The organism is Acaryochloris sp. IP29b_bin.148, assembly GCF_028285565.1.
Lineage (GTDB): Bacteria > Cyanobacteriota > Cyanobacteriia > Thermosynechococcales > Thermosynechococcaceae > Acaryochloris.
In genome coordinates this window covers 14,860-31,023 of record NZ_JANQOY010000081.1, presented here as the reverse complement: position 1 = coordinate 31,023, position 16,164 = coordinate 14,860, and the positions used below count along the sequence as shown (strand labels likewise).

13 protein-coding genes and 1 tRNA gene are annotated in these 16,164 nt (G+C 50.8%); 5 read left to right on the top strand and 9 right to left on the bottom strand.

All coding sequences use genetic code 11. The features are described from left to right. Nucleotides 1-101: 101 nt before the first annotated feature. A complete protein-coding gene (locus Q0986_RS07595; RefSeq protein WP_299407241.1) occupies nt 102-323 on the top strand; it encodes a GNAT family N-acetyltransferase in 222 nt (73 codons plus the stop codon). On the opposite strand, the gene Q0986_RS07590 is transcribed toward Q0986_RS07595, so the two are convergent. Then, the gene (locus Q0986_RS07590) at nt 293-4,405 is read right to left on the bottom strand and encodes an adenylate/guanylate cyclase domain-containing protein (protein ID WP_299407231.1); all 4,113 of its coding nucleotides are present in this window, start codon (nt 4,403-4,405) and stop codon (nt 293-295) included. The two genes, Q0986_RS07595 and Q0986_RS07590, sit on opposite strands and share 31 nt — an antisense overlap. Before the next feature lie 213 nt (nt 4,406-4,618). Here Q0986_RS07590 and cysE point away from each other — a divergent pair, with 213 nt between their 5' ends. After that, on the top strand, nt 4,619-5,359 hold the full coding sequence (gene cysE / locus Q0986_RS07585) for a serine O-acetyltransferase (RefSeq protein WP_299407228.1): 741 nt from the start codon (nt 4,619-4,621) through the stop codon (nt 5,357-5,359). A 424-nt stretch (nt 5,360-5,783) separates the two neighbouring features. Continuing rightward, complete coding sequence (locus Q0986_RS07580) at nt 5,784-7,865, top strand: trypsin-like peptidase domain-containing protein (protein ID WP_299407224.1); 2,082 nt, start codon at nt 5,784-5,786, stop codon at nt 7,863-7,865. A 14-nt stretch (nt 7,866-7,879) separates the two neighbouring features. Here the strand turns inward: Q0986_RS07580 and Q0986_RS07575 are convergent, their stop codons facing one another. The 4 genes from Q0986_RS07575 to tadA all read right to left on the bottom strand — a co-directional run bounded on the left by Q0986_RS07575 (nt 7,880) and on the right by tadA (nt 9,969). Beyond that, on the bottom strand, nt 7,880-8,251 hold the full coding sequence (locus tag Q0986_RS07575; RefSeq protein ID WP_299407220.1) for a nuclear transport factor 2 family protein: 372 nt from the start codon (nt 8,249-8,251) through the stop codon (nt 7,880-7,882). Between the two features lie 6 nt (nt 8,252-8,257). After that, complete coding sequence (locus tag Q0986_RS07570; protein WP_299407216.1) at nt 8,258-8,485, bottom strand: hypothetical protein; 228 nt, start codon at nt 8,483-8,485, stop codon at nt 8,258-8,260. 253 nt (nt 8,486-8,738) lie between these two features. Beyond that, entirely contained in the window at nt 8,739-8,906 is a 168-nt protein-coding gene (locus Q0986_RS07565; RefSeq protein WP_299407212.1) for a hypothetical protein, read from the bottom strand. 601 nt (nt 8,907-9,507) lie between these two features. After that, complete coding sequence (tadA, locus tag Q0986_RS07560; protein WP_299407205.1) at nt 9,508-9,969, bottom strand: tRNA adenosine(34) deaminase TadA; 462 nt, start codon at nt 9,967-9,969, stop codon at nt 9,508-9,510. Between the two features lie 79 nt (nt 9,970-10,048). On the opposite strand from tadA, the gene Q0986_RS07555 reads away from it, so the two are divergent. Further along, nucleotides 10,049-10,402: a phenylpyruvate tautomerase MIF-related protein gene (locus Q0986_RS07555; RefSeq protein WP_299407201.1), complete on the top strand. Its 354-nt coding sequence runs from the start codon at nt 10,049-10,051 to the stop codon at nt 10,400-10,402. Nucleotides 10,403-10,424: 22 nt separating this feature from the next. Here the strand turns inward: Q0986_RS07555 and Q0986_RS07550 are convergent, their stop codons facing one another. The 4 genes from Q0986_RS07550 to psbZ all read right to left on the bottom strand — a co-directional run bounded on the left by Q0986_RS07550 (nt 10,425) and on the right by psbZ (nt 13,304). Further along, the gene (locus tag Q0986_RS07550; RefSeq protein ID WP_299407197.1) at nt 10,425-11,669 is read right to left on the bottom strand and encodes a gamma-glutamyl-phosphate reductase; all 1,245 of its coding nucleotides are present in this window, start codon (nt 11,667-11,669) and stop codon (nt 10,425-10,427) included. A 609-nt stretch (nt 11,670-12,278) separates the two neighbouring features. Continuing rightward, nucleotides 12,279-12,350 (bottom strand) — tRNA-Gly (locus Q0986_RS07545). A 55-nt stretch (nt 12,351-12,405) separates the two neighbouring features. After that, nucleotides 12,406-12,993: a 6,7-dimethyl-8-ribityllumazine synthase gene (gene ribH / locus Q0986_RS07540; RefSeq protein WP_299407193.1), complete on the bottom strand. Its 588-nt coding sequence runs from the start codon at nt 12,991-12,993 to the stop codon at nt 12,406-12,408. Between the two features lie 122 nt (nt 12,994-13,115). Then, nucleotides 13,116-13,304: a photosystem II reaction center protein PsbZ gene (gene psbZ / locus Q0986_RS07535; RefSeq protein WP_299407188.1), complete on the bottom strand. Its 189-nt coding sequence runs from the start codon at nt 13,302-13,304 to the stop codon at nt 13,116-13,118. 154 nt (nt 13,305-13,458) lie between these two features. Between psbZ and Q0986_RS07530 the strand changes: the two genes are divergently transcribed. Next, complete coding sequence (locus Q0986_RS07530; RefSeq protein WP_299407185.1) at nt 13,459-16,152, top strand: CBS domain-containing protein; 2,694 nt, start codon at nt 13,459-13,461, stop codon at nt 16,150-16,152. Nucleotides 16,153-16,164: the final 12 nt, after the last annotated feature.

The following is a 16,164-nucleotide window of genomic DNA, read 5'->3' as shown; positions in this document are numbered from 1 at the left end:
TGCTAGAGCGTCGGGAGCTGATTCATGGGTTGACGAACTTCTATTGGTGGCAGGAGGCAGTAAGTTAATTATGGGTGATTAAACGGATTTGATATAACTTTATCCATCACCTTTTTGTTGATCCGCATTTTACTCGTCGAGGGATTGGGACGGCTCTCTTGCACAAGAGGCTATCGGCAATAGGGCGGCCTGCTTCCCTTAAATGTATTCAGCGCAATATTGAAGCGATCGCATTTTATCAATCTCAAGGGTGGCAGATTATGTCCAGTGGAACCTCTACAGAGGGTAAATACTATTTAATGGTCTTCCTGGAGGATAGTTGATAGTCTGCGATGGTCTCCGACCGACCTTTGGCCATCGCAGTTCCCTTATCCTGGAGTGGCAACAAACCTAACCCCTCGTAAAGCTGGTATGCCTGCTCTCGATGCCAGAGATATTCCGGCTGCTGCGGATCGAGTCGTTGTCCCCAGTACTGATGAATAAGCGCTTGCTCGTAAGGCATGGCCAGTGTTTTTGCTCGCTGGAGAGCCTGACGCCAACACTGTTTCGCTTTGGCCCGTTTTCCTTGATGCCATCCCCAGACGCCCTGCCATAGCAGCAGACGCGGTTGAGCAATGGGAAAGGATTTGGCAAACTGTTGGAGCGCAGCACAAACTTGATCGACCCGATTATCGTCTGAGTGATGATCGGTTGCGATTTCAAGCTGTATGCAGCTCTCAGCCACGCCAGCATAGCCTTGATGGGTATGCACCGCAATCGGTTCCGTTTGATGAATCAGGTCAATGGCCATCTCAACCATCTGCTGAGCCTGGGGCAAGGCCCCCTGATGAAGGTACACGCGGCTAGCGACACCTGCCCATCGAATTCGATCTGAGATTAAACCGGTTTGCTCGGTGAGTAAGGCATGGAGCTGATCGACACAATGGGCGGCTTGCGACCAATTCTCGAGGCAAATCCAGGCTTCGGCTTGTCCCATCAGCCCCCAAGCATGGGATTGAATATCGTCATGTTGTTCTCCCAATTGCTGGGTTTCTTGCCAAAGAGAAATCGCAGCCTGAAACTGTCCCTGACAATGATCGACTAAGGCGACACCGGCTACCGCCTGAGCCAACATATGCCAATCTTGCAGTTGCCGACAGGCATCAATGGAGCGCTGCAGAGTATCACGAGAAGATTGCCATTCCCCAATGCTGCTGCGATAGGCTCCGGTCACCAAATAGGTCCACCCCATACAGGGTAAGGAGGTCTCGAGTTGCTGAACCGTGCGCTCGGCTAAGTGACCATAGCGTCGGGCCAGAAAATGGAGTTGATAGACGCCTGTGGCATAACACATATTGGCGTAGATGCGAGCCAACTCGGAGGAAGGCGGTATCGTCTCCACTCGGTTCAACCCGGCAAGGGTAACAAAGGTGCCCAAGGTCTTAGCCCCTGTGTAATAGCACACTTCTCCCAGACCAATTTGCGATCGCGTTAACTCAAGAATATGGGCTTGCTGGATCGGCGATTGGGCGATTGGGCGGTAGGGAGATAGACGATGCCAGATCTGCTTCAAGCCTTGGAGCACTAGCTTGAAGCCAATCATACGCTCATACTTAGGAATCGGTTGGCCAAGAAGCATGATGGCTTGTTGGAGTTGGGTTTGACTGTCAGTTAACTGGCCGAGGTGGTAATAGGCCTCTCCTAATTGTCGATACCAGCGCGCTCGCTGCAAACGTGGAACAGTAGATGGAGACGACGGCGACGATAATAATTGGGAGAAGAAAACCACAGCTTCTTGGTAAGCCCCCCCTTGCAGTGCCTGCTCTCCAGCTTGTTCGATAAAATAAGTGGCCTTTTCCGTGGCTTCCGCCTGCTGCCAATGGTAAGCGAGCAGCCCATACACGGAGGAGAGATCCGCAGCATAGATCTGTTCGTACCAAGTTGCGATCGCCTGGTGCAATTCCCGCCGCTGGGAAAACACCAGCAGATGATAGGCCACTTCTTGAGTCATGATATGACGAAACAGATATCCCCTTTGTGGCGGTGTTTCTTGAACAATCAGCTCTAGATGCTGGAGGCTACCCAGATATTCGGGTAATTTTTGCTTATCAGCGGCTAAGGGATAAATCGCCTCCAGTAAGTCAACGCTAAAATTACGTCCAATCACACTGGCCACTTTCAACATCAGTTGTTGGGGAGGCGAAAGCCGATCGATACGGCTAGTGATCAACCCTTGCAACGTACTGGGTAAATCCAGTACCTCTAAATTTGGGTCAGGGGCAACCAGTTGACATCGATTTTGCTGAATCTGGATGAAGCCATTATCCCGCAGGCTATAGGCCAACTCTTCACTAAATAAAGGATGTCCTTCGGCTTTGGTATACACAAAATCCGTGACGGCAGGAGGCAGTTGGGTCACCGCGAGTTGCTGACAGATAAACTGTTGGGTTTCTGAGCGGGTCAGTCCTTGCAGACGTAAATACTTGGTCTGTTCTGTTTCTAAGAGTTGGGTATAGTCCACTGACCAAGGTTCTGCCAGCGGTCGAGTCGCGATCACACAGAGGAGCGGCAGGGCTTGTTGATGCACTGACAGCGCCAAAGACCAAGACGCCGAGTCTAACCAGTGAGCATCTTCCAGCACCACAACTTGGGGCCTCTGATCAAGCGCAACTTGCAGAAGGGACAACAACAATTGGCGGGTATTATCGGCTCGGACTTGCCCCTGCATCTGCTGAGTAATGGCGGTATCTGGAGCGTCGAGGCCAAAGATAAGATTGAGGAGCGGTAGTAACGCAATCAGATTGTCCCGATCCTTGAGCAGACTGAGAAGCCGCTGACGGCGAGCCGCTGCATCGACCCGTGAATCTAGCTGCAGAAGCTGATTAAAAATAGGACGCCAAGCAAAATAAGGCGTAAATTTTTCAATTGCATCTCCAGCCCCCACTGCAAACGGAAGATCTTGGGTTTGACACCATTCCAGAAAATTGATCACCACCTGAGACTTACCCATCCCCGCTTCCCCCTCTAGGACAACGGTTCCCCCCTGATGATCCACTTGCAGCATCTGAGCGAGTTCGCGCAGATGCTGGCGTTCTCGTTTGCAGCCGACTAGCGATTTAGTCGGATTTAACTGGTGTTTGAGGGACCCTAAGGGTTGATAGACCGCGATGGGTTGTTCAATGCCTTTGAGCGTCAAAGGGGGTAAGGGAACAAACGCGAGCCGTCGCCGGGCCGAGTTATAGGTGGCAGGATCGCAGAGGATACCGTCTTCAGCCATCTGCATTAGCCGGGCCGCTAAGTTAACAATGTCGCCCATAACGGTATATTCTCGACGGCGGGTACTGCCGACAAGGCCGCAAAAGACATTTCCTGTCGTCATGCCAATGCCACAGCGCCAGCCTAGTCCTTTCAGCTTGGTCTGCATCTCGAGAGCCGCTCTAACCCCTCGTTCCGCATCATCTTCATGGGCAAAGGGGGGCATCCCCATGGCTGCAACCAGCGTTGCCCCCTTATCATCCACACTAATTTTATTGATGCTGCCTTCAAAGCGATACAAACTACTTTGCAAAGCCTGCATCATCTGCTGCGCTTTATTGAGGGGCGTATCGTCACGGAAGTCTGGCAGGTTGATAAATAATAAGGTCAGCAGCCGATATTCCGCGAGCCATTCCCGTTGCCCTGCCTCCAGTCGGTCCAGAATAGCCCCTGGAATATAGGCTTTGAGTCCCTCCGCTAGGCGTTCGGGTAATACCTTAGGGGGTAAAGTCGGGGGTAAGCGCACATTGGCCGACGCAGTCAGTTGCCAACAGCCCTCTTGGGCCTGAGTGCCAATGCACTGATCTTGCAATAAGGCCCATACCTCGGGGGACAGAAGCACTTGTCCCGGCTGAGCTAGGCTTTGGGCCAGTCGAATCTGTTCCAAAGGAGATCCCGTGATTGCATGCTCCCAGCGTTTGTAGACCCCGCCAATATGTGCGATCGCAACATCCCCTGCGCCAATCCCGATGCGCAGCGTCAGAGCGATCGCACTGGTGGCGGTATAGGTATGAGAAAACCCCTGAATAGCCAAAGCACAATGACAAGCCTGCAGGGTTTGTTGGTTAAGATCTGGCATGGCATCCTGCACAGGCCAAGCCACCAGTAAGGCATCCCCAGCGAACTTGAGGACATCGCCACCATGATGCAAAATTAAATCCACAATCTGGCCCAGATAGGCATTCAAAATGGTGGTTAGCGCTTCCAAACCATCGGGACCCGACTTGACTAGGGTTTCGGTCAGGCGGGTGAAGCCAGAAATATCAATAAAAACGATGGCGGCAGGGAAGTGGTCAATCCGAGGTTTGGCGATGGGAGTCGGATCCTGGAGCAACCGCCGGATGACAATATCTGGGACATAACTCGCCAGGATGTCGGTCTGTTCGGCCACTATCGTTGTCCTTTGTTTGGAGTGGGGTCAGTGAACTGGTTCTATCTTTACCCATGATTAGGGCATTCGTCAGCGTTTAGAGCCTACTGGTGGACTTCAAACCGTATGGAGTCTTGGGCAACAGCCTGGATTCAATCGTCGAATTGCTGATCTTAGTCCTTCGCAAAGACGTTAGGATAAAAAAGTTCTGTCTGACATCCAAGGGTTACCCCTGTGCTGAAGACTCTCAAAACCGATTTCCAGATTATTTTTGATCGGGATCCTGCGGCTCGTAATTGGCTAGAAGTTTTGGTGTGCTATCCAGGTCTACAGGCTATTCTGCTGCATCGGTTTGCCCATTGGTTATTGGTCACCGGACTCCCTTTTATCCCCCGCTTAATTTCTCACTTCTCGCGCTTTCTGACTGGTATTGAAATCCACCCTGGAGCAGCGCTAGGACAGGGTGTCTTTATTGATCATGGTATGGGGATTGTAATTGGGGAAACGGCCATTGTGGGTGATTTTAGCTTGATTTATCAAGGGGTAACCTTGGGTGGAACAGGCAAAGAAACCGGAAAACGCCATCCCACCGTGGGAGAGAATGTCGTGATTGGAGCGGGTGCCAAGGTGCTTGGCAATATTCAACTTGGCAATAATGTGCGGGTTGGGGCTGGTTCAGTGGTCTTACGAGATGTTCCTTCCGACTGCACGATTGTGGGGGTACCGGGACGAATTGTGTATCGAGGTGGCGCCAAAGTGGATCCGTTGGATCATGCTCGCCTACCGGATTCAGAGGCCCAAGCCATTCGCTACCTGATGGATCGAATTGAAAGTCTAGAGCAGGAAGTCCAAGCCTTAAGGCGGTCTTCCTCCGCAGGTGATCAAGCTGTAGCGGATGCTTCTGACTGTTGTCACTTGCGAGATAAGGCCATTGAACAATTTTTAGACGGGACGACCCTCTCTAAAAAGGCCTAAACCTCTTTCCTTATGATGTGGATTATCTAGCGGCGGATAAAGCTTAGCAGACTGCTGAGGTTGGATGATTTTGATGTCAGGAAAGATTTGACATCCTCCTCGTCTGACCGAGGATTCTTAGTCTAGAGAGCCAGACATAGTTGTATCCCTTCCTGATGAGTAGACAGCTTATCGCAGACAGCTAAGGTCTTACACCAAATGCAATCCCCAAAGTGTTGAAGGAACAGATCGACCATCAAATGCAAAGCGAATACTTGGGTTGTGCCACAAAATAGGTTTTGGCTGCGATCCGATGCTCACTTGAGAAGCTCTGTGTCTACGAGACGTTCATCAATTGGGAGGCTATCATGGCCTTATCAATCTGGCGAGCAGAAGATGACGCTGCAATGTGCCGCTGGATGATTATCGTGATGTAAAGAGGGTTATGAAGCAATATCGAGGTGCCTTGTGGGGGTTACTACTGCTTAATCTCAACGTGCTGAGTCTGCCAGTGCTCCTGGCCTCAACCTCCAGCCATGCCCAGACCGTTTCAAGAAACTGCGATGGCCAAAGGCCGGTCGGAGGCCATCGCACCACGGCCGCACCCGCAGGTCTATCGTCCTTCCCAGGGACAAATCCGCCTGAGCCGCAGCCAGCCACCGTCAGAATTGGTCACAATGTCAGCATTGGCTATGGGGTGCGGGTAGAAGGTCAGGTCGTTACCAAAAAACCGGGCCTGCCGCTCCAAGGCCCAGGTAGTCCCGTTGTTCCTGTTCCTGAAGGCGTATCCACGGGGTCTATCGCCGCCTTGTATCCCGATGGCTGCAAAACCCAGCCCATTGCCCTACCCCAGACCGACCGACCGCAAAGGCCATCTCCTGTTGCCCTAGCCACCGGGAATATTGCCCAACGTGCCAAGCAGGTCACCGTTCGATTGGGGAATGGCATCACCGAGGGATCGGGGGTGATTATCGAGCGCCAGGGCAACACCTATACGCTTTTAACCGCTGCCCACGTGGTGGCTGCCACCGATAGCCCCTATCAGATTACCACCGACGATCAGCAACAGCATACGGCATTGCAGGTGCGCCCCTTAAAGGATATTGATCTAGCCGTCGTCACCTTCCAGAGCAGTCGCACCTATAGCGTCTGTTCTTTCGCCAACGGGCAAACCGCAAGCGAGGGGCTGCCCGTTTTCGTGGCGGGATTTCCGATGACGACAGCGGCCATCACTGAACCCGTCTATAACTTTACCGATGGCAAAATTACGGCCCGCAGCAGCCGCAGCTTTGCCGATGGCTATGCCATGGTCTATACCAACCGCACCCTCCCAGGCATGAGTGGCGGCGGCGTTTTTAATCGCAATGGCGAACTGGTTGGCATTCACGGGCGAGGGGATGTCGATAGTGCCCTAGAAGCTTCAACCATTAATACTGATATTCGGATTAAAACAGGGTTTAATCTCGGGATTCCGATCGAATCGTTCCTGAAGCAAGCCCAGTCGCTGGGGATGACCTTTAAAGCGCATCTACCTGCCAATGCCCCGCCTCCCTCTCCCGTGGATGACGCCCTGATTAATGCTGCGATTAAGGCCCAGTCCGGTGATTATGCTGGCGCTCGGGCCGTCTTGTCTCAGGCTATATCAACGTCACCCCGTGCAGCTCGCCTTTATTTAGCAAGGGCGAATTATGCGATCGCAAGTGGTCAATCCCAAGCCGCCCTGCAAGATTTAGACCGAGTAATCGAATTCGATCCGCAAGCCGAGCAAGCCTACTGGCTCCGGGGAGCCTATCGGAATGCCAGTCGGGATGCAGCGGGGGCAATTTCAGATTTTAGTCGGGTGATTGAACTGAACCCCAACCGGTTGCAGGCGTATCTATGGCGGGCCACCCTTTATATGGCCCAGACCGATTATCAATCGGCGATTCAAGACTATTCCGCCATCATCCGGCTGGATCCGAAAAATGTATTGGCCTTCAGTCAGCGGGGCAGTACCCGCTTTATTCAAGGGGATCAGCAGGGCGCGCTCAAGGATTATGACCAGCTAATCAAGCTCAATCCAAAGAATGTCGAAGCCTATGATCGTCGCGCCCATGTGCGCCGTTACAGTGGTAACCCTCAGGGCGCCCTCCAGGACTATCGGATGATCACGAAGATCAATCCTCGCAATTCCCGCGCCTATGAGCAGATTGCGTCCCTGAGTGAAGACCAGAATGATATTGAGGGGGCGATTGCGGCCTATGGTCAGCTGCAATCCCTTAAACCGAATGATACGTCGGTTTATCTCAGTCGAGGACAACTGTATGAGAAACAAGAACGCTATGTTGAGGCGATTGCGGACTATACCAAGTTAATTAAGTTACAGCCCTTTCAAGCGGCTTGGTTTATCACGCGCGGCAGTGCTAGAGAAAAGGCAGGGCAGATTGCTGGGGCAAAGGCTGATTATCGTCAGGTAGCGAAGCTTTACCAACAGCAGGGGGATCCGTCTAGTGCTAAGGACTGGCTAGAGCGGGCGAATAAGTTGTAGTCAGGTATGTGGCGTTATGAGTGATATTTTCGATTTTTAACATATGACCTTTTCGATTTTATTCTCTTATTTTCGAAGGTAAACACATCGCAGCCGTCTACTTCAATTTTGGTCCCATCTTTTGTAGTACCGACAATTGTCCATTCTGAGCAGCCATAATTATCTTGTGAGAAATGGATTGCGTTTTCGAATCTTACATTTGGAATGTCTGTCCATACTTCTATAAATCGTGCTCTTACAGCACCATGACCTTCATATCTGGTACCAAATCTCTCAGGTCCACCTCCCGGTTCAAAAATACAATCTTCGGTCATGAACTTCATGATTTTATCGATATCGTGTTCGTTCCAGGCATCACTGTACTCTTGTAGTTCTGTCGTATTCATGGCTCTTTAGAAGTACTCATAATGTCCACAATCACCGGGCCACAAAGGGTAATTAAAACCAGGTGAAGTCTCGTCAATTAGGACTTCTAGCTTACCAAACACCAACTTCGCTATCGCCCCCTCCACCTGCTCATCAGTGGCCTTTAAGTATCCCGACAATGGGGCCAACGTTCTGTGCCCAGAATTCACATGCTTCGTCGGCACTCCAGCATTGTGCATCTGCATCAGGGTCATGCGTCTGAAGCTGTGGGTGCTGAAGCTACTCAACCCCACTCGCTTAAACGCATTCCTCAAATCGTCGAGGTGTTGACTACTAGAGGCTTAGAATGTATCACTCTGTTTCTAGGGGGCGATTGGGAACAGCGTGCACATCTCGACAGAAACCTACGGTTATGAGTAGCCAAGAAACTTAGAAGGGAACACACCCCCCATATACCGAACGAGAAATCAGGGATTTCAAGCGTTTTGTCAAGGGGGGAGTGAATGGTTACGAGGTGAAAGTGGTAAACGGATCATGTGGAGGATAAGGATTAGTGGGTGCAGCAAGCCATTCAGCAGGATCACGTTTCTTCATACCACCTGAAATTATTTCAGCCTTCTCATCATGTAAATCTGTAAGCAGTGTCTTGAGATCAATTGATTGATTTGATAGCATATGTTTCTCCTTGTGAACAAACTTAGAAAATGACCAACTAAGTATTCCATTTATTTGGTTAAATAAAAACCAAGTAAATAAATAGTTGATACCTAAATTTCTGTATTCATCAATATAGTTGATATCCTAAAAAATGTAATTACAGAAAAACTCTGTAATTTTAAATCGACAAAGTCATCTATCCTCTGAAAAAGCTTGAAAAGTTCAGAAAACTTCGGGAGCATTACCGGGCAAAAAGGACTCCTACAATACTTAAATCTGATTTGAACTCCCTATTACTCATTTCTCTCGAAATCAGAGTGTCACAAAATTTGATCCTATATCGTTGCTGAAAACTTCCTAATTATTCAGGCTTAAGCTCAGATTTTTTCCTGCAAACACTCAATCTCTTATTAAGTGATTTAACAGATTCTCCTCAGTTTAAATATGGGAGAAATGTGATTACCCTGCTTTAATTCTCTGGTTTTTGGGAACTGGTATTTCCCTTTGAATGAATGGCTTAGATCAAAGGTGGGTAACACTGTCAGGAGCTGCTTAGACTACCATTAGTTCTCAGCTCAGACCCTATGTTTACAACACAACCGTCGGGAGCAGATTCGCCTTAAGAAGTGGGACGTTGGTCTTTGTGTTGTTGCCTTCTGTGGGCAAACCACGCTTGAAGTTGCTGACGACAAATCGCTTCATAAATACCGGAAATGACGGTGAGTTTATGAAACGAACAGGGGCTATCCGGCAGATTAAGCACTGTTCGCACTGCTCCCGTTTTGGGATCGCTGGCACCATACACCAACAGGCCAACCCGCGCTTGGATAATGGCACCCGCACACATGGGGCACGGTTCTAACGTCACGTAAAGGCTGCATTCATGCAGTCGCCAAGATTGAATCACTTGGCTGGCAGCCCGCAAAGCCAAAATTTCGGCATGGGCCGTGGGATCGCGATCGCGTTCTCGCCGATTCTCTCCTTCGGCAATACAATCTCCCTCCGGACCCACGATCACAGCCCCCACAGGCACCTCTCCGGCAGCACCGGCTTGAGCAGCTAAAGCAATCGCTTTTTCCATCCATTGCTCATGTAAAGGGTAGCTTGGCGGGTCCACTCTTGATTTAATAAAAACTATCGTTACATGCTAGTCAATCATTATGCCCTTAATTAAAGTGCAATCCTCCGTCGAGTCTCCTGATCAAGCTGTGGTCGAGACCTTACTGAAGCAACTTTCTGCCCAGCTTGCCCAGCATTTAGGCAAACCCGAATCCTATGTGATGACGGCCTTTGAGTCAGAAACGCCAATGACCTTTGCTGGCACCACAGAGCCCGTGTGTTATGTGGAGATCAAAAGCGTGGGGACCATGAGCAGCCCTCAAACCAAAGCCATGAGCCAAGACTTCTGCCAGCAGCTCGAAGCCTCCTTAGGTGTGCCTAAGCAGCGGATTTATATTGAATTTGCCGATGCCAAAGGGATGATGTGGGGTTGGAATGGGTCAACCTTTGGGTAAATGGCGTTTCCCAGCGCCTTAGTTAAACAGACTGAATAATCTGCTTAGTGGTCAGTAAGGTGTCTAAGCTAATGACACCCGGGGCAAAGCTGTTGGTCGAACTCATGCCGATGGCAGGAGAGCCCCCCGGACCACTAGAGGGTCGGAGAAATTGAGGACTGGTGTTAATAAAGACATGGGCACTGTGCACCCCTTGAATAAACTGCTGACTGTCTTGATAAGAATCGGTGACTAAACAGTCGGCATGGTGGCTACTATGGCGGTTAATCCAGTTGAGGGCATCAGCTAAATCATCCACCACCCGGAAAGCCACTATCTTTTGCAAATAGGGCTTTTGCCATTCTTCTTTAGTGGCCAAAATCAGCTCTGGGTACTCAGCGGCAAGGGCCGCATCTCCGCGTAGCTCAAAGCCTTTCTCTTTGAGGCTACTCCACAATAACGTTAACCGAGATTGCTTAATATTGGGAGTCAACAACACTTTCTCAATCGCATTGACCGCATCCGGAAATCCCTGGTGACTCGTGACAATCATGGACCGGGCAGTATCCACACCACCAGAGTCCGACCAAAAGAGGTAACCGTTTCCCATGGCCGACTGTAGGGTCGGCAGCGGAGAGTGTTGAACGACCTGCTGCACTAAACTGGGACGACCATAGGGAATCACCAAGTCAATAGGCAAATCTCCCGCCACGAGATCAGTGATCGAGAGATTGCGATCGCAAGGCAGAGACTGAGTACCAAAAAGGGGTAGATCCACTTGCGTTAACGCCTCATGGAGTAACTCGATCACCACTTGGTTCGAGTGCTGAGTCTCTACCCCTCCTTTCAATAACAGTGCATTCCCCGTTTTCCAACACATGCCTGCCAAGAGCAAAGCTAGATCAGGGAACGCTTCATAAATAAACGCCACAACCCCCCGCGGATGAGACTTCGCATAGCCTGAGGCAACCATGCAGTCGGATAGAGCGCCGGTTGCCAGCGGATCCGCGGTCGCTGCCAACTGGTTGAGCATCAGGCCGAGGGTTTGCAGGCGTTCTGGCGTTAGCTTGAGCCAGTTGAGAACCAAGGTCGGAATCGCTAAATTGCGGCTGACTTCCAAGTCTATGGTGTTGGCTTCCAACAAGTCATCTTTGCGATCTTGCAAGATTTGAGCCAAACAGCGCAGCAATTGATTGCGATCTGGGTGAGACAGTTGAGCGAGTTTCTGCGAGGCAATGTGTGCCTGATGCACCGTTGTGTTCAGGTCAAACCTTTGAGCAGCATCCATAGGCAAAACATATCACTAACGTCTGTTAAAAGATGACCAGAGAATGAAAGCCATCATCAACACAAGGAAGATCCGCAGCTCCATACTCCAAAGAAAGGGTAAGACAGTTGGGAAAAAGAGGACAATAACGATGCCCAAACCCACCAGTAGGCGAAAGTAACGCCAAAGGAAAATATGCCGTCTATGTCGGGACCGGTGCCAACATTGGCCTGTCCAATACCATGTTTGGGTGGAATGGTCGGATGTGCACTGTTCAATCGTATACCCATCAGGCTTGATCACGAAAATATGATGACATTGATTACATCCCAATGCATCCGTAAGCAAGATAGGACTAAGATGCCCTTGCTCTTTACAAGGACAGGGATATGTACGCTGTATATCTATCTTGTTAACTTTCGTGGAAGGCACAAGCTAACCGTTCCATTCACATTGCTTGCCCTCAACATCGAAACATCCACGATATTAAACCATGGTTTGAGCCTGAAGAGATGGGGCATACCAATAGCATAGTCTTAAACTTGATGCCATTGGCTGACATCAGCGTTGAACAACATGACAGTTCCCCCTTCTAGCTGAGGTCTTGAAGAACAGATTCTATACCGAGAAAGCGGGTAACGCGATTCGAACGCGCGACATTCACCTTGGCAAGGTGACGCTCTACCACTGAGCTATACCCGCAAATAATTTACTTGCTTTCCTAGACTACTCAAAAGTCAGCTTTTCTGTCAATGACCTAGGACGGATTCGACTCAGATCGCAGCGCTGAGGAGGTCGGCAACTCCACCGAGCCAGGCGGCAAAACAGCCGTTCCTCCAGAGTTCGGGTTGTTAGCTACTGCAAGCTGGGGTCGAAGTTGATGCATCAGGCTGGCCATTTCCAAGGCGTTCATGGCAAAGTCCCAGCCCTTATTACTTTTAATCCCTGCTCGTTCTAAGGCTTGTTGCATGCTGTCCACGGTTAGAATCCCGAAGATCACAGGGACACCGGTTTGCATACTGGTGGCTGCAATTCCTTTGGACACCTCACCGGCCACATAGTCAAAATGTGGCGTCTGGCCCCGAATAACAGCCCCGAGACAAATAATAGCGTCGTAACATTGAGCGGTGGCCAGTTGCCGAGCCACCAACGGAATTTCAAAACCGCCAGGAACCCAGATATAGTCAACCTGAGAGCCACTGGTGCTAGTATCAATACCATGGCGCTGCAAACAGTCTTGGCAGCCCGCCAACAGCTTGCTCGTCACGAGATCGTTAAAACGACCAATGATGATGGCAAAGCGAAAGGTTGCCGAATGCGTAAATTTGCCTTCAAAGACAGCCATTCTATGTTTGCCCTTAACCTTTATACGTTGGAATCATCATCGAAGAGATGTAGAAAAAACAACAAACGCCTCTAGCCTAATTTGTAAAGCTAGAGGCTAGAGGCGACAAGAGATTGTTGTTCCTAGACCACCAGTGGGGAAAGGATACCTGCCACTAGTACAATGGCAATCCAGGCAAAAGCTCCTCCCCAAAGAAGTTTGTTTGCGTCACCAGAGCCATCATCTGTGGAAAACACCACAGGTACGCCAATCACCAAGGCAAATGATAAGGCAACAAAAGCAGCAATTAAAAGCTGAAACAATACTGACATGGTTCTCTCCCAATCCAGTCCTGAAAGAAATTTAATTAAAGGCAAATTAAATAGGCATTTGAGAGTGCCTACGCCAAACAATCATACCTTAAAAGGGGAGGTTTTCTTGCCAGGTAAAGATCGGTCCGCCAGCTGTGGGAGATGAATCGGCTCAATGGATATTGTCTTATGCCATCAAACGGCAGACTTTGATACCTTAGGGGCTGCTGTGGGGGTGACCTGTTTACACCCAGGGACCCGCATGGTTCTCTGTGGTGGGGCTCATCCCACTGTCCGCGATTTTTTAGCGCTTTATCGCGATCAGTTTCCCCTGATTGAGCGCCGCTCGATTAATAAGACCCAACTTCGCTCGGTGACGGTGGTGGATGCTCAGCAACAAGATCGCTTTGGACCAGCTGCGCCTTGGTTAACACTCCCCCAAGTCAAGCTCAAACTATACGATCATCATTTGCAGACGAACCGGGATATTGAGGCAGATGAGCAGGTGGTTGAAGCGGTCGGGGCAACGACAACGCTGATTGCGGAAGAACTGCAAAGTCAACATATTCAGCTATCCGCAGCCGTGGCGACGGTGATGGCCTTAGGCATTCATGTGGATACGGGGTCGTTGACGTATCAAAGTACAACGGTAAGGGATGCGGCAGCCCTCACCTGGCTGATGGCCCAGGGCGCGAATCAGCGAGCGATCGCAACTTATACCGAACCCGTCTTCTCCGCCGATCTGCCAGCGCTCTTGGGGCAGGCATTGGATCACCTCCAAACGCAATCGATCCATGGACACACGCTGGCCTGGGTGATTCTATCAACCGCAGGATATATCCCTGGCCTCTCTAGCTTGACCTCCCAACTGATGCACCTTAGCGAGAGCGATTGCTTGCTGCTCGCCAATATTTATGGAGAGGCGTCTCGCCAACGGCTCAGTATTATTGGTCGTTCCCGGATCGACGGGGTTGATCTCAATACCCTCCTGCAGCCACTAGGCGGCGGAGGCCATGCTCGGGCAGCGGCAGCGACCTTGAGAACGGAGAACCCCGAAGGGGTGGTGGCAGAACGGGTGGATGCCCTAACTCAGCAGATTCCACTGCCGCCCAAGGCGGCTGATTTGATGTCTTCTCCCGTCCGGACCATTCGACCGACGACCACGATTGATCAGGCTCGCCGGATTTTGTTGCGCTATGGTCACTCCGGCTTGTCGGTGGTCAATGACCAGGATCAGTTAGAGGGGATTTTATCTCGGCGTGATTTGGATATTGCCCTTCACCACGGTTTTGGCCACGCGCCCGTCAAAGGTTATATGACCGCCCCCGTGCGCACCATTCAGCCTGAAACATTGCTGCCCGACATCGAGATGATGATGGTCACCTACGATATTGGTCGGTTGCCCGTTGTCGATCAGGGCCAATTGGTGGGGATTGTCACCCGTACAGATATCCTGCGTCAGCTGCACCAGCTTAAACAGGTCGGATCCCCAACCCATCGCCGGGTGGTGCGGACGTCCATTCAGGATCAGTTGAGATCGCAGCTCTCTCCCCTGCTCCACACACTGCTAACAACGGCAGCAGCGGCAGCGGCCGATCAAGGCTGGCAACTGTATCTCGTCGGCGGAGCAGTTCGCGATCTGTTATTAGCGGGATCGGACCAGCCATATAGGGTTCGAGAGTTCGATTTAGTCGTCGATGGCGTAGCCACCACCGCCGCAGGGGTCGCTCTCGCCCAAACCTTGCAGCAAGCCTATCCCGAAACCCAATTGCAGGTTTATGGCCAGTTTCAAACCGCAGCCCTGATTTGGCCAGCTGGCTCGGAATTGGCAGGATTTTCGGTCGATATTGCAACGGCGCGAAGTGAATTTTATCCTTATCCAGCCGCTAATCCAGAAGTAGAAGCCAGCTCGATTCGCCAAGATTTGTATCGACGAGATTTTACGATTAATGCCTTGGCGGTAAGACTGACGCACCAAGGGCATCAGCAACAGCCTGAATTACTCGATTTCTTCGGCGGGAGTGTGGATCTGAGCGATCGGCAAATTCGGGTCTTGCATCCCAATAGCTTTATAGAAGATCCGACGCGAATTTTTCGGGCAGTCCGATTTGCCACCCGGTTGGGCTTTGCGATTGGTGAGCAGACTGAGGCTTATATTCGCCATGCGATCGCTAGTGGTATCTATGCTCAAGTCCAGGCCGAAGAGGGTAAAGCGCCAGCCTTACAATCTCGCTTACAGAATGAACTGAAGTATATCTTTAAGACACCACAGTGGGTGAGAGCCTTGAGCTTACTGGCAAATTTGGACGCATTACAGTGTATTCATCCGCAGTTACAGATTGACCGACACGGGTGGCGACGAATGTATCTAGCCAACCGTTGGCAGACATTATTCGATCCCCAGCAGCAACATATGCAACCGTGGCTACTGATTCTGGAGACACTCATTGCGGTTTTGCCAACGATGGAACGGTCACAGGTGGCGACCAACCTTCATCTACCCGAACTCAGTCAGCAGAGATTGCACAAGTTAGATCCCCTTTTGAGCCAATTGAGCGATCTTGCCGCCAACGCCGCCCCGAGCCAAATTGCAGCGCTGTTAACGTCCTACGATATCGCTCAGCTTATTTTGGTGGCCGCCTACAGCACCCTCCGAGTGCGGCAGTGGCTGTGGCACTATCTTCAGGATTGGTCTACTCGCAAACCCTTACTGACAGGCAAGGATTTAATCCAGTTAGGCTATCAGCCCGGCCGTCAATTTAAATCCATGCTCGCAGCGATTTGGGCGGCAACGTTAGATGGTGAGCTACAGCACGCCGACCAAGCTCGGCATTGGGTGCAACAACAGTTTCCCCTGTCTCGCTCCTAATCGACCTTGATT